The following is a 13,489-nucleotide window of genomic DNA, read 5'->3' as shown; positions in this document are numbered from 1 at the left end:
CTTTATAAATATCTTTCAGATGTTATCTGCCGACATGAAACGAAATTCCATATTTTCATTCCACTACATGAGTAATTTCGTTATAGCAGACTACTCCTGTGTTCCTCTGGAGGCTCCTTAGAGTTTCTGCCATGACCCAAAAAGGGCATTCCCCAGAGCTGCCCGCTCGCATCATTCCTCTTGCGACGCTTGCCATTCCATCCTCTGGCTTGCAACCGGTTGTCCAAAGACAACAACGCTCCCTCCAAGAAATGCCCGAGAGCCTTTTTCCATACTTCAAAAATGGACAAGCTCTCTTCGTAATCTCGCGAGAAAACGGTGGAAACCTGTATATAGATCGCGAACACCTCAGAAGATCTTATAGTTCTGAGGTGTTCCGTCCTGAGCATGAAAATTTAATTACGGACAACATTCTTATATCTGTGACACAAAGCGTTCTGCTTAATCACCTGCCCGTGTTGTCCGGCCTGCCTGTTGTTCATTTTGAGGTCCACTCGGGACCTGGTCGTTTTCTCTTCACGTGTTGTGAATTAATTCTTGAAGGCGCCTTAGAAGCCTCTCCTTCTCAGACTCAAACGCGTCTGTTCAAACATCTGACAGATCTTCTGATCACAACCCTTCTGGATTCTCTAGATCTGGAACTCAGCGTTGCAGGCCGACGTAGACATCGCCAGAAACACATTCGATCCTACATCGAAAGCCGTTTGCAAGAACCCGATCTGACGCCAAAAAGCATTGCAGATGCCTATGGCATTTCTTCCCGAGCACTTTACCAACTCTTTGATGGAGAACCAGATGCTGTTTCGGGGTGGATTTTGAGCCAGAGATTGGAAAGGATTTACAAAGACCTTCAGTCTTCCACTTACGTTTCCATGACCATCGCCGAGATCGCTGCCAAACATGGCTTCAGAAATGCAGCTCATTTCTCAAGGCGCTTCCGTCAAAAGTTTGGACTTTCGCCTAGGGAATTTCGTCAGAAGAAACTGACAGGATAAAGTATTACTCGTCACCCAATTACCTAGAAAAGGCGGAAGAGTAATCTTCCGCCTTTTTTTCTGTCCAGACCGCTACTAGCACTCAATTAAGTAGCAGAAGTACCAGCAAGCAGCTTTGCAAGCAGCCGGGCAAAACCTGTCGGGTCTGGCAAAGGTTCACCTTCCTGAACACGAGCCAAATCCAACAGCACGCGTGCAAGATCCTGAATGTTTTCTTTATTCTCGACACGCTGAGCCAAAGCTTTGATCAAAGGGTGACGAGGATTAATTTCCAAAATGGGCAGTGTTTCTGGAAGAGCCTGGCCTGACCGGCGCATTAACCTCTGCATGGCCAGATCTGGTCCGCCCTCAGAAGTCATGACGACCGCGCTATCCGTAAGACGAACCGTACTACGAACATCTTTCACTGCATCACCCAAAGCCTCCTTCAACGCAGGAACAAGGGTGTCTACATTGGCTGCCTCGACTGTTTCCTCACTGTCCGTAGGGAACTTCTCAAGATCTCCATGAGAATACACGACTGACCGCAAAATTTTGTCGTTGTATGAATGCAGTCGCCCTGGCCAGAATGCATCTACCGGATCCGCGAGGAGAAGAACCTCCAGTCCACGGGCTCGGAAGCCCTCCAACTGTGCGGATGCCTTCAAAGCCTCAAGGTTATCGCCCGTCAGGAAGTAGATAACGTCCTGTCCATCCTTCATGCGCGAGATATAATCATCAAGCGTCGTTAGATTGTCATCATGAGTGGTATGGAACCGTGCGAAACCAGCAATTTCCTGACGGTGTTCGCTATCTTCCCACAAACCTTCTTTCAGAACAGCTCCAAAGTTTTCCCAAAATGCGTTAAATCCAGCATCTGCATCTTTGGCCCGAGTTTTAATCTCTGTCAGAACCCGTTTCGTGACAGCCTTGCGAATACGAGCAAGAACTGGGGTTGCCTGCAGCATTTCACGAGAGACATTGAGCGGAAGATCTTCCGTATCGACTACGCCTTGGACAAAGCGCATCCAATTGGGAAGCAGATCTGCATCGTCCGTGATGAACATGCGGCGAACATGCAGGTGAATCTTGCTTTCCCTAGACTGTTCCATGAAATCAAATGGTCGAGCGCTGGGGAGAAACAGAAGGGCTGTGAACTCTGTCGTCCCTTCTGCATGCCAGTGCATAGTTGCATAAGGCTCATCAAAGGCACGCGCGATGTGCCTGTAGAATTCCGTATATTGCTCAGGCGTAATTTCAGCCTTCGGCTTGCGCCACAAGGCTGTTCCTTCGTTGGCAGCTTTTTCTTCGACTGTTCCGTCTTCACTAACCTCACGCAGGGTGATCGGCCAGGAAATATGGTCGGCCCATTTGCGGATAATCGACCGAAGACGCCAGCTATCCAGAAACTCTTCCGCATCACTTTTCATATGCAGAACAATGTCAGTGCCAGGCGTAGAGCGGGTGGAAGGCGTCAGGGTAAAAGCGCCCTTCCCGTCTGAAGACCAAGTCCAGGCCTCGTCTGCCCCAGCCTTGCGGGACGTCACATCCACCCTGTCGGCAACCATGAACGCCGCGTAGAACCCAACACCAAACTGACCAATCAGACTTGGGCGATCTTCAGCTTTGGCTGCGTTTAGTTTTTCACCGAAAGCGCGTGTGCCTGAACGGGCAATCGTACCTAGATTTTGAGCCAGTTCATCATGTGTCATTCCCACGCCATCGTCAGAAATGACCAACTCTTTCTTGTCTTTTTCCGGAGCAATACGAATTGACGCATTTTCTGGAAGAGCGAGAGCAGAATTCGTCAGCCCTTCAAACCGACGTTTGTCCGTCGCATCTGCTGCGTTCGCAACAAGTTCACGCAGAAAAATCTCTCGATCCGAATAAAGCGCGTGCACGACAAGATCGAGCAGGCGCCCCACCTCTGCACTGAATTCATGCTGTTCCGGCTGGCCTTGCGTTGCACTCATCGTCACCAATCTCCTCTTAGGAAAGTAACGAAGATATGCGACGTCAGGGTCAATTTTTCAACAGAGTTCAGAGATAACTTGCAAGCGTCATACCCTTCATATTTGCGATAATGGAATATGATGCCTGGAGTTGATTGCTGGTATCATTCAATTGGACGGAAACCTGCGCCAGATCTGCATCTTTTGCGGTTCCAAGCTGGGTGGTCAGAGCGGCTTTCATCTGTGCCAGCATCGTACTCTGACTGGTCAAGCTGTTCTGCTGTATTCCAAGGCCCCCACTGATATCGGATAGCCCTTCGATGACACCGGCATTCGTCGTCTGTAATCCTTGAACCAGCTGTGTATGATCTGCGGTCCCTGCATCATCAGAACCAAGAGCAGCAACCACCATCAGGTTTCGTATGAGATCCCGGATTGGTGAGCCTGTTGATGTTTTCGAAGAAGTGCTTCCTTGTGTCGCAACGATACCTGCGGAGACCGTTTGATTACTCCCAACAGTAATTTTCAGGTTTTGCTGGGATGCTGTGACCGGATTAGTCGAAAGCGCTGCGGAAAACGGTTGATTTTGGCTAGTTTGTCCCGCCAGAGAAAGCGTCTCAGACAGAACATCTGAGGCACCACCATTTCCCATGCTTTGTACAGCTTCCTGTATAGAAGACGAGAGATTAGAGTTAGTTAGAATGGTGCTTACGGGGGCAGTAGAAGACTGTAACCCTGCAAAAATATAACTTCCGCCTTCCTGCATGTTCAGCAGGTTGCCCAAGGATAATAAATCTGATTTAGCCTGCTCGGACGCTGAGCTTATGGACGTTGAGGAAACATTCCCAACAAGGGTTGAAAGTGTCTCATTCAAATTATCTGCGATCGTCGAAATTTGGCTGACTGCACTCTGCGTGACCGTTAATCTGTTTTGTGCCATGGTCACGTTGGAGTTCCAGGACGAAACCTGAGTGATTGCAGGCTGAAGCGCCAGCGCCTGCGCACGTGTGTCTCCAAGCTGGGCGTAGTTGCTGGATTTCACGCCCGTAGAAGCTTGTTCCTGAAGATTATCTTTTATCTGGGATAACGAAGCCAGGTTTAGCGTCTGTTGATTCGATAATCCGCTATAACCAAAAGATGCCGTAATTCCAGTCATAATCAGCTTCCAACAGCGTTTAAAAGGGCGGTGAACATGGACTGTACGGAAGAAATAACTTTCGCATTGGCTGAATAGGCGTTCTGTAGTGTAACGATATTTGCCATTTCAGTATCGACAGAGACAGTTGATGTTCCTGCCAGGCTTGAAGAGAGATTGGTCTGCGTTGTTTGTGCAAAAGAAAGACTGCTACTTGCGTTATTAGCTGTCGCGGCCTGGTTGGCTGTCAAAGACGTCGCAAGAGCCACAAGACTTTGACTTCCACTATATCCGGTAGACAATTTCCCCGTCACACCTAAATTATTGGTAGGGGCGGCTACTTGTCCTGTGCCATCTGATTGAGTGGTTCCAAACGCATAAGACAGAATGTTCTGGACAACACTGCTACTTGCGGTCTCACCAGATACAAGAAGCGATGGATCGTCCTGATAGGACTGGGAAACCTGAATATTCTGAGCAAAACCAGCGCTTCCCCGCGGCACAATGGACGTCTGGGACGCATCGGGAATATTGCCACTTGATGTTGTAAATAAAGACATGCCCTGCGCATCGAAGCGGCTGGCTACGGTATAGGCTAGAGAGTCAAATTGCGCTTGCATCGTTGGGAGCGTGATATCTCGCAGCGTTATATCAGCTCCGAGGCTTCCACCCGTCAGATGACCAGTAATATCTTTTCCGTTCAGCGTAATTGCTGGAATCGCATTAGCGTCGGAGTTACCCGGGTAGCTCATACTGGTTGAAATTTGCGCTGAGGCTGTCGTCAAAGGCCACGTGCTCGAAATGGCATCTGCTGAACCCGAAGACGTATTGTGTGTAGGGAGCGTGACACCGTCTTCCGTGGTAATGGACATGTCTCCATTGGAGGAAACCTTCCAATTCACACCCAATTCACTGGAGAGCGATGACAAGGCCGTAAAGCGCTGATTTTCAATATCCGCAGTATCGAGCCCTTGCCCTTTAAGAGCCATGATCTTGGTAGACAAAGAGCCAATAGTCGTCAGGTTGGTATTGATATCCGAAACTGACGAGACAACACTATCCTGTGCGTTCTGACGTTGCTCCTGCACAGTGTCTGCAAGAGTGTTCAACGACTGGGTAAAACTATTGGCCGCAGAAATAACTGTGCTCTGGGTGGTCGAACTGGACGCGGAGCTGGTCAAAGAAATAAGAGCTGACTGAAGATTTCCCAACTGATCAGAAAGTGTCCCGCTGCTACCAGAATCTGCAGAGGTTGAACCTTGTAGAGCCGTGACGACAGAGAGCGCGTTGCTTGTTGTCGTATATTGGGAAACATCTGAATTCTGGGAATATAAAGCAGTCTGGATATGTGCGTTTGTAGCCAGACTGGTTGCTGCGCGTCGTACGCCGCCGCCCGTCCCGTCATTTACGACAGACTGAACGTTTGCGACTTCTTTGATGTAACCTGCAGTAGACGCATTGGCCACGTTCTGGGAAGCCGTAGACATTCCATACTGGACGGCCTGCAAGCCAGAGACGGCGATTGAAAGTGAATCAGTCAGCCCCATGATATAGAGTTCCCCTCACCCGGTCTTACTGAATCATCGCCAAAGTGGTCTGCAGAAGCTGATTTGCAGTGGTCACGATTTTTGTATTCGCTCCATAAGCCTGCTGCGCGACGATAAGTTTGGTAAGATCGCTGGTCAGGTCTGTCGTCGAGCTTTCAGTGGAACTGGTGCTGAGCGTCCCTGCCCCATTCGTATTCACTGCATTGACTGTCGGTGCACCAGATGACGCCGTTGCTGTATAAGCCTGCCCGTTCTGGGCAGAGAGTCCATTAGGATCTGCGAACGTCGAGAGCGGTATTTTTGCAAGAAGCTGGGAAAGCCCATTATCAAATGTCGCCATCACAGACCCGTCGCTTTGCATAGACAGACCCGTGAAGGTACCGCTTGTGACGCTGTCCGTCGTCATTGTGGGATTGGTGCTATAATTACTGCTGTCTGTTGCCAGGCTCACACCGGACGTGCTCCCGATGGTTCCCAGGTTGACAGTCATATCCTGCGGCAGCCCCGTATATGAAAAGGTTGCCGCTGAACCCGTAGACTGGGACGCTCCATTTACAGACGCCAGAGAACCATCACTGTTAAACTTCACTGTGGCTGAATTGCTCGAATCTGCTGAATTACTGACAGTCCAAACCAAGGGATCCGTGGAGGATTGGTTCCAGTTCAGGCTCACCTCCTGAGCATTTCCCTTACTGTCATAGGCTGTTGCCGTAGATGTATTGGTTCCTTCTGCCCCAGAGGTGCTGCCAATCGCAGCAGACAGAGAAACAGTTGTGCTCTTGGTCGGCTGAAATGCAACGGAATCAGAGATTTTTATAGGTGACAGAGTGCTACTCAAAGCGCCCTCTGAACCCACCTGATACCCTTCCAGATAATAACCCGAGGTGTTGACCAGATATCCCTGGTTATTTTGTGAGAAGTCACCATTTCGCGTATAAAACTGCTGGCTGCTGAACGTCGGCGCTGTGCTGGATGTCGTGCTTCCTGTGGGTTGGACAACGTTGAAGAATCCGTTGCCTGAAATTGCGAGCGCCAGCGTATTTGTGGAAGAAACAACCATACCCTGATTGTCAGTATGCTGCCTGGTTGTCGCAGCCACACTGTCGCTCAGTGACTCCCCGTCGCTTGCCAGATCATTGCTCGTCACATAATCGGCAAAGCTTGTTGTTGCAGCTTTATATCCTGTCGTTTGACTATTCGCGATATTGTTGGAGAGATCGCTGAAAGCATGTGACTGGGAATTGAGGCCACTGACAGCCGTGTTGAGAGAATTGATGATCGACATGGCGGACTCCGGCAGAAACTGGGCTTCGGGCCTCACGCCCGGGTGTTATCTGACCTGACAGTTCCACACCATGCGTTAACGAAACCCTTACACTCGCGGAAAACCTCCTTCTTCTTCCCACGCTCCCTTTCCTTTCTGGCAGACAGAAAACCTTCCCAACAAAGCACTTCAGGCACTGGTTCTTTGTCACGGGACGAGGCAGTATATGCCGACATGCCAGTACCATCAGATGACCCATCCAAGCCCAGAATTCCTGACGATTCTCCCATAAAGCCGGCGAGATTCGTACATGGCAGCATCATGCGTCATGTCATCACCATGGCGGGAACCGGGGCCATTGGCCTCATGGCGGTTTTTGCTGTCGATCTTCTGAACTACTTCTACATCTCCCACCTGCATGATTCTGCCCTGACGGCTGCCATCGCTTTTGCGACGTCTCTAAGCTTTCTTCAGATTTCAGTATCCATTGGAATGACCATTGGACTTGGCGCCTGCATTGGTCGTCTGATCGGCGCTCGCCAGCATGCGGAGGCCCGAAGTCTCGCATCTGCTTTCATTGCTGTCATGGTTGGCATCGCGGCCGTTCTCGGCACGCTCACGGCGGTTTTTGCCACGCCACTTCTCAGGCTGCTTGGAGCTCAGGGAGCAGCTTTGGAAAACGCTGCGACCTTCCTGCACATAGTGTCGCCAGCTCTTCCATTAGTGTGTCTGGGAATGGCTCTGTCAGCTCTGTTGCGCGCAGTTGGTGATGCCAAACGGTCCATGCGCATTACCCTGACAGGTGCGCTTGTTTCAGCTCTGCTGGACCCCTTGATGATCTTTGTGCTGCATCTCGGTCTGGAAGGTGCAGCCATCAGCACCATTCTGGCGCGATGTGCCATTACAGCGAGCGGCTTCCTGAACCTTCGGGGGCACGCCATGCTGGAATGGCCAAAGAAAGAAGCCTTTGAGCCTGCCATGCGAAAAATTGGCGGCATTGCCGTCCCGGCGATTGCAACCAATCTCGCCACACCAACAGGCGCACTGTTCGTAACTCATGCCATGGCACAGTTTGGGCTGGATGCTGTTTCAGGGCAGGCAACTATCGACCGCATTGTGCCTGTTGCGTTTTCATTGGTTTTTGCTTTGACAGGTTCTGTCGGACCCATCATGGCGCAGAACCTTGGTGCCCAACAATTTGATCGGGTGCGTGAAGCCCTGATGGCCGCACTGAAGCTGACAGCGCTCTGTGTTGGAACCACCTGGTTTGTTCTTGCTGCCGGGCACAATGTCATTCTCCAGCTTTTCAACGTTCAGGGTATTGGGGCGGAAATCGTACGCCTGTTCTGTTGCTGGCTGGTCCTGAGCTATATGTTCGTCGGGCTGCTTTTTGTCGCCAATACGGCGTTCAACAACCTTGGGCACCCTTTCTATTCAACCGGCTTCAACTGGGGACGCGCCACACTGGGAACCATCCCGTTTGTGTGGTTCGGCTCAGCTTATGGCCCTATTGGTATTCTCGTTGGGCAGTCTCTTGGTGTCGTTATTTTTGGCACGTTTGCAGTTCTGACGGCTTTCCGCGTCATTGGACGGCTCGGGCCGCACACAGCCCCCTGACAGATGCAGGCATGATCTCATGCCCGCATCGTTGAAATTCAGGGAGCGGGGTTTGAATGCACCTGGTGAATGGCGTTGATCTTGGCTTCCAGTTCAGGCGTGATCTGTAGACGGGTTGAGTCCAGAATTGTTTGAAGCTGATCCGTGCTGGTGGCCCCAATGATATTGGATGTCACGAACGGACGCGACGTCACAAAAGCCACAGCCAACTGAACCGGATCCAGTCCTTCCTCACGGGCCAATGCGTGATAGGCCTCAATGGCAGCATCCACACCGGGCTTCTCGTAACGCTGACCACGATTAAAGAGCGTGGTGCGCGCGCCAGCAGGGCGTGCTCCGTTCAGGTATTTCCCCGTCAGATATCCCTGAGCCAGCGGAGAGTAGGCCAGAAGCCCGACATCTTCCCGCAGGCACATCTCTGCCAGACCAATTTCGAACGTCCGGTTAATGAGATTGTAGGCGTTCTGAATGGATGCCAGCCGCGGAAGACCACCATTCTGCGAAGCCGCAAGGAATTGTGAGACACCCCACGCTGTTTCATTGGAAACACCGACATGACGGATCTTACCTTGTGCGACCAGATCACCCAATGCGCCAAGAGTTTCAGCAATCGGAACTTCATTAGCTGCCGCCACGTCCCGAAACGTCGTCCCACCTTCACCAAACAATCCGATTTTACGGTCTGGCCAGTGAAGCTGATAAATATCAAGATAGTCCGTCTGCAGACGTCGCAAAGAGCCTTCAACAGCATAGTGAATTTGCTTTGGCGTCAAACGGGCTTCCTCACCGCCGGGCCGAAACCACGGTGAAGAACTGCGTCCAACAACTTTGCTCGCAATAACAAGTTTGTCACGGCCGCCGCGAGCTTTTAGCCAACTTCCAACAATGGTCTCAGTCGCGCCATAGGTCTCAGCACGTGGGGGAATGGAATAAAGTTCAGCAGTATCAATAAAATTGATCCCCTGATCGAGCGCCATATCGAGCTGCGCATGCCCTTCGGCTTCCGTATTCTGCTGACCGAAAGTCATTGTGCCCAGGCAGATTTCACTGACCTGAAGACCGGTGCGTCCAAGTTTGCGATGTTTCATAGAAGGTCCGATGAGATGATTTCTTGGATGTCAGGTTGCGCATCCAACAGATAAATGCGCAACCGGTTAAGCTGAGTCTCTCCTGTGCCGGGATCAAACGCAAGGGCAGGGCATGCATGATGTTTGCGCCGCCCGCGGCAAAGCAATTTCATTCTTTCCAATTGAATATTTCTTATTCAGAACATTTAGACACACCATTCCGGAATAAAATCGAATTTTTATAAAGTCTTCTATTTTGATTTCTTTATTCATAAGGCCGGATCAGCGGATGTGGCAAAAACAGTTCGGTAAAATCTCAGCTCTCTCTCAAGAGCATCTTCGACAACTTCACGGGCTCTAAAACCGTGACCTTCGTCCGGATAAACATGGAGATCAGACTGTGCCAGTTTTGTTCTCATGGCTTCAGCCTGTGCGAGAGGCACTACCTTGTCAGCACCACCATGCAGGAACAGGACAGGAACGGAAATTTTCTCTGCATGTGTGAGAGGAGAACGTTCCAGATACACAGCTTCCTTTTCGGGATAAGGCCCAATCAGACCATCCAGATAGCGTGCTTCGAATTTATGCGTCTCTGCTGCCAAGGCCCTTAGATCGGTAACGCCATAAAGAGAGGCGCCTGCCGCAAAAAGATCAGACTGTGCCAGTGCTGACAGAACCGTCAGGCCTCCCGCACTGCTTCCGCGAATAACGCAGCGTGTTGGATCAACCAGACCTTGTTCAATCAGAGACTGAACACCGGCCAGGCAATCCTCGACATCTGCAACACCCCATTGTTCGTCTAGAGCTTCCCGGTATTTGCGACCAAACCCTGTTGAACCGCGGTAATTGACATCAAGAACAGCGAAACCGCGGGAGGTCCACCATTGCACTTTGAAAGCAAAGCCTGAATTGGCACGCCCTGTTGGACCACCATGAGCCATAACAACCAAAGGCGGTTTTTCGCCTTCTTTTAGATGCGACGTGCTGCTCGCTGGTTCATAGAAGAGCGCGTATGCCTTCGATCCATCGGCTGTTGGAAAAGAGAACAGAGAAGGCTTGGCAATGTCGTCAGACGTAATCGTATCAGGCAGCACAACACTTGAGCGAAAACGCTCGAAATTCCCATCCATGTCACCAATAGCCAAAGCAGGTGGAGCGTTTTCGGGGGCATCAATCCAGGCAAACTGTCCATTCGACAGACGTTCTGGAACGTTGACGGGCGCTCCCATCTGAACAGTTTTCCAATGTCCATCTGCAAAGAGCAGAACGCCAGTGAGGCCTTCCCGAATTCCTAATGCGAGAAGCTGACCGTCAGGCAGTGGTGTGAGTGTTCTTTGTCCGAAGACCCAATGCGGCAGACCAATCTCAGCTCCAGCCTCTGGGAAAAACTGCTCTTTCCATCCCGTTTGATCATGCACGAATTTAACAGGCGTCCAGCAGCCCTGAGCATCTGATGTCGCATAGAGGTAACCATCTGCTCCCCAACGCGGTTCAATGATGCTGCAGGGTGTCTGACCACTCAGATCTATGGCTCGTCCAAGCTTGAGGCCAGGTCGATCAATAGGTGCCACAGACAGTCGGGTGACTGTCCATGGCATTTCCGGATTCTGCCAGGAGAACCAAGCCAGAGAGGCACCATCCAACGAGGGGCGAGGGGCTGCATAGAAATCAGCCCCGTCTACCAGAACCGTTTCCTGGCCCGACTGTGATACATGGACAAGCGCCGCTGTTGGCAGACCTTCGTCATGCGTTTCACGAACACAGAAAACACCGTCTCCGGCTGTATCCCATGTCAGATCAGCATAACGCATTTCCGGTGCACGATCGCCAGATAACGCCTGAAACATGCCCTCTCTGTTACTGAACCACAGACCGCCAACCTTTCGATCACTGAAAACAACTTCTGGATATCCGTTTTTCAGGCGGACATCCCACGCTCCTCCACCATATTCGTGAACACGGGTTCCGACAGTTCTCTCTGGCGGTATCAGGTCTACGAGTGTTCCATCGTGACGTCGTCCGACGATCACCGTGCGGCCTTGCTCTTCTGGTCGGGTCTCCTGCCAGAATACCCAGTCTTCAACCGTTCTGAGTTCAGAGAAAGAAAGAGTGCGGCCAGCCACGAGTTCAGGGCCAACCCAGGAGGGCCAGTTTCCGGCTACGTGAGGGGGGCAAAGCTCAGTCATTTTTCATCCCGTGTCTGATGTCCTAATATCGTAGCTGGCGGTTTTGCCTTCCGCCATATTCGCACAGGATCACGACACTGTTTCATCTCACGCAATTTCTCGATCACCTGCTCCAGGAATATGGCTACGGCGTTATCGGCGTGACAGTCATGCTGGAAAGCATGGGCCTGCCACTGCCAGCGGAAAGCATCATCATCGCTGCGTCCCTCTATGCAGGCAGTACGCACCATCTAGAGATTCGATGGATTGCCCTTGCCGCTGTGACAGGCGCCATCATGGGCGATAATTTCGGGTATCTGCTCGGCCACCATTTTGGCTACAGCATCCTGAAGAAACACGGCAAGAAAGTCGGCTTGACTGATGAGCGCCTGATGCTCGGCCGCTATCTTTTTCGCAAACACGGCGGGATTGTTGTCTTCCTCGGACGCTTTGTCGCTGTTCTGCGTGTGTTCGTTGCTCTTCTGGCTGGAGCAAACCGAATGCCCTGGCATTCGTTTCTTTTTTTCAACGCGCTGGGCGGTCTCTTCTGGGCTGGGGGCTATGCCTTCATCACTTATGAACTCGGTAAGCAGATCGAAAAGATCACCGGGCCGGTTGGAATTGCTCTGGCCGTCGTAGGAGCCTGCTGTCTGGGAGGAGCGTTTCTCTTTCTCAAAAAGAACGAGAAACGACTGACTGAAGAAGCCATCAAACAGGCTGAAGAAGATGAAAAGCGTTCAGCCGCCGGAGCCCACGAAAAAGGACAACACTAATGACCCGTCTTTCCCAGACCAGCTGGTCTCTTGATAATCTGAACCGTCTGGATGGTCAGACTGCGCTCATTACGGGCTCTACAGGCGGTCTGGGTTTCGAAATTGCCTGTGGACTGGCTGCACGTGGCGCTTCCATCATTCTAAGTGGGCGTAACCTGGAGAAGGGCAGGGCGGCTCTTAACCGCCTGTATGAACGTGTTCCAAGTGTGCAGGGCCGCTTTGAAGTGCTGGATCTTGCCTCACTGGCATCTATTGCAGCTTTTGCCACCGCTTTGCGCGAGCAGGGACGCCCCATTCAGCTTCTTGCCAATAATGCTGGCATCATGGGCCCTGCATCCCGGCTCACCACGAAAGACGGGTTTGAACTTCAGTTTGGTACCAACCACCTTGGTCACTTTGCTCTGACCGGACGGCTGCTCCCTCTATTAGCCGCGGGCAATGCGACAATCATGACTGTCGCGTCTCTTGCTGCCCTGAAGGGTGAAATTCCGTTTGGTGATCTGAATGCCCGGCACCGCTACAATCCGATGGCACGTTACCGGCAGAGTAAACTTTCAAATCTGCTCTTTGCTCTGGAACTAGACCGTCGGGCCAAGAAAGCTCCTTGGCCCATTCATTCACGGGCTGCTCATCCCGGCTGGGCAGCAAGCGATATTGTCTCCAATAACGGCTCGCTTGATCGGAATGGTACACCGATTGGTCGCTGGGGTCGTAAAATTGCCCGAAGCTTCGCCGGCCCTGTGTTTCATATGATGGGACAGACAGTGGAGGAGGGGGCTTGGCCGCTTCTCTATGCTCTGGCATCTCCTGAAGCGCAGGACGGAGGTTATTATGGGCCTCTGGGCAAGGGAGAAAGAACCGGTCTCCCGGGTGACGCCGGGCTGCCAGAGGCTGCGTCAGACCATACGCTTGCAAAACGCCTCTGGGCAATTTCTGAAGAAATGACTGGCGTCAAATACGGCCTTCTCTAAGGCCGTATCTGTACAGGCGACGTG

10 protein-coding genes are annotated in these 13,489 nt (G+C 51.6%); 4 read left to right on the top strand and 6 right to left on the bottom strand.

Going from position 1 to position 13,489, the window contains the following annotated elements:
- The first annotated feature begins 131 nt into the window (after positions 1–131).
- Positions 132–995: a helix-turn-helix domain-containing protein gene (locus JN414_RS04500; RefSeq protein WP_202206892.1), complete on the top strand. Its 864-nt coding sequence runs from the start codon at positions 132–134 to the stop codon at positions 993–995.
- A gap of 86 nt (positions 996–1,081) precedes the next feature.
- On the opposite strand, the gene htpG is transcribed toward JN414_RS04500, so the two are convergent.
- From htpG to flgE, 4 genes are all read right to left on the bottom strand, one after another.
- Positions 1,082–2,947, bottom strand: a complete 1,866-nt coding sequence (gene htpG, locus JN414_RS04495; protein ID WP_202206891.1) for a molecular chaperone HtpG — start codon at positions 2,945–2,947, stop codon at positions 1,082–1,084.
- A 67-nt stretch (positions 2,948–3,014) separates the two neighbouring features.
- The gene (locus JN414_RS04490; protein WP_202206890.1) at positions 3,015–4,082 is read right to left on the bottom strand and encodes a flagellin; all 1,068 of its coding nucleotides are present in this window, start codon (positions 4,080–4,082) and stop codon (positions 3,015–3,017) included.
- A gap of 2 nt (positions 4,083–4,084) precedes the next feature.
- Positions 4,085–5,608, bottom strand: a complete 1,524-nt coding sequence (gene flgK / locus JN414_RS04485) for a flagellar hook-associated protein FlgK (RefSeq protein WP_202206889.1) — start codon at positions 5,606–5,608, stop codon at positions 4,085–4,087.
- Positions 5,609–5,633: 25 nt separating this feature from the next.
- Complete coding sequence (gene flgE / locus JN414_RS04480; protein ID WP_202206888.1) at positions 5,634–6,893, bottom strand: flagellar hook protein FlgE; 1,260 nt, start codon at positions 6,891–6,893, stop codon at positions 5,634–5,636.
- A gap of 300 nt (positions 6,894–7,193) precedes the next feature.
- On the opposite strand from flgE, the gene JN414_RS04475 reads away from it, so the two are divergent.
- Positions 7,194–8,489 (top strand): MATE family efflux transporter, encoded by a 1,296-nt coding sequence (locus tag JN414_RS04475; protein WP_202206887.1) that lies wholly within the window; start codon positions 7,194–7,196, stop codon positions 8,487–8,489.
- Positions 8,490–8,527: 38 nt separating this feature from the next.
- Here JN414_RS04475 and JN414_RS04470 read toward each other — a convergent pair whose 3' ends face one another.
- Together JN414_RS04470 and JN414_RS04465 are read right to left on the bottom strand one after the other, a co-directional pair.
- On the bottom strand, positions 8,528–9,577 hold the full coding sequence (locus JN414_RS04470) for an aldo/keto reductase (RefSeq protein ID WP_202206886.1): 1,050 nt from the start codon (positions 9,575–9,577) through the stop codon (positions 8,528–8,530).
- A 248-nt stretch (positions 9,578–9,825) separates the two neighbouring features.
- Entirely contained in the window at positions 9,826–11,742 is a 1,917-nt protein-coding gene (locus JN414_RS04465; RefSeq protein ID WP_202206885.1) for a S9 family peptidase, read from the bottom strand.
- 149 nt (positions 11,743–11,891) lie between these two features.
- On the opposite strand from JN414_RS04465, the gene JN414_RS04460 reads away from it, so the two are divergent.
- Together JN414_RS04460 and JN414_RS04455 are read left to right on the top strand one after the other, a co-directional pair.
- Positions 11,892–12,494 (top strand): DedA family protein, encoded by a 603-nt coding sequence (locus JN414_RS04460; protein ID WP_202207248.1) that lies wholly within the window; start codon positions 11,892–11,894, stop codon positions 12,492–12,494.
- Positions 12,494–13,465 (top strand): SDR family oxidoreductase, encoded by a 972-nt coding sequence (locus JN414_RS04455; protein WP_202206884.1) that lies wholly within the window; start codon positions 12,494–12,496, stop codon positions 13,463–13,465. Before JN414_RS04460 ends, JN414_RS04455 begins: the two co-directional genes overlap by 1 nt.
- The last annotated feature ends 24 nt before the right edge of the window (positions 13,466–13,489 follow it).

The organism is Gluconobacter sp. Gdi (assembly GCF_014132155.1).
In the GTDB taxonomy this organism is placed as follows: Bacteria; Pseudomonadota; Alphaproteobacteria; order Acetobacterales; family Acetobacteraceae; genus Gluconobacter.
Note: the sequence above shows the minus strand (reverse complement) of the source record. Positions and strands in the feature narration are given on the sequence as shown.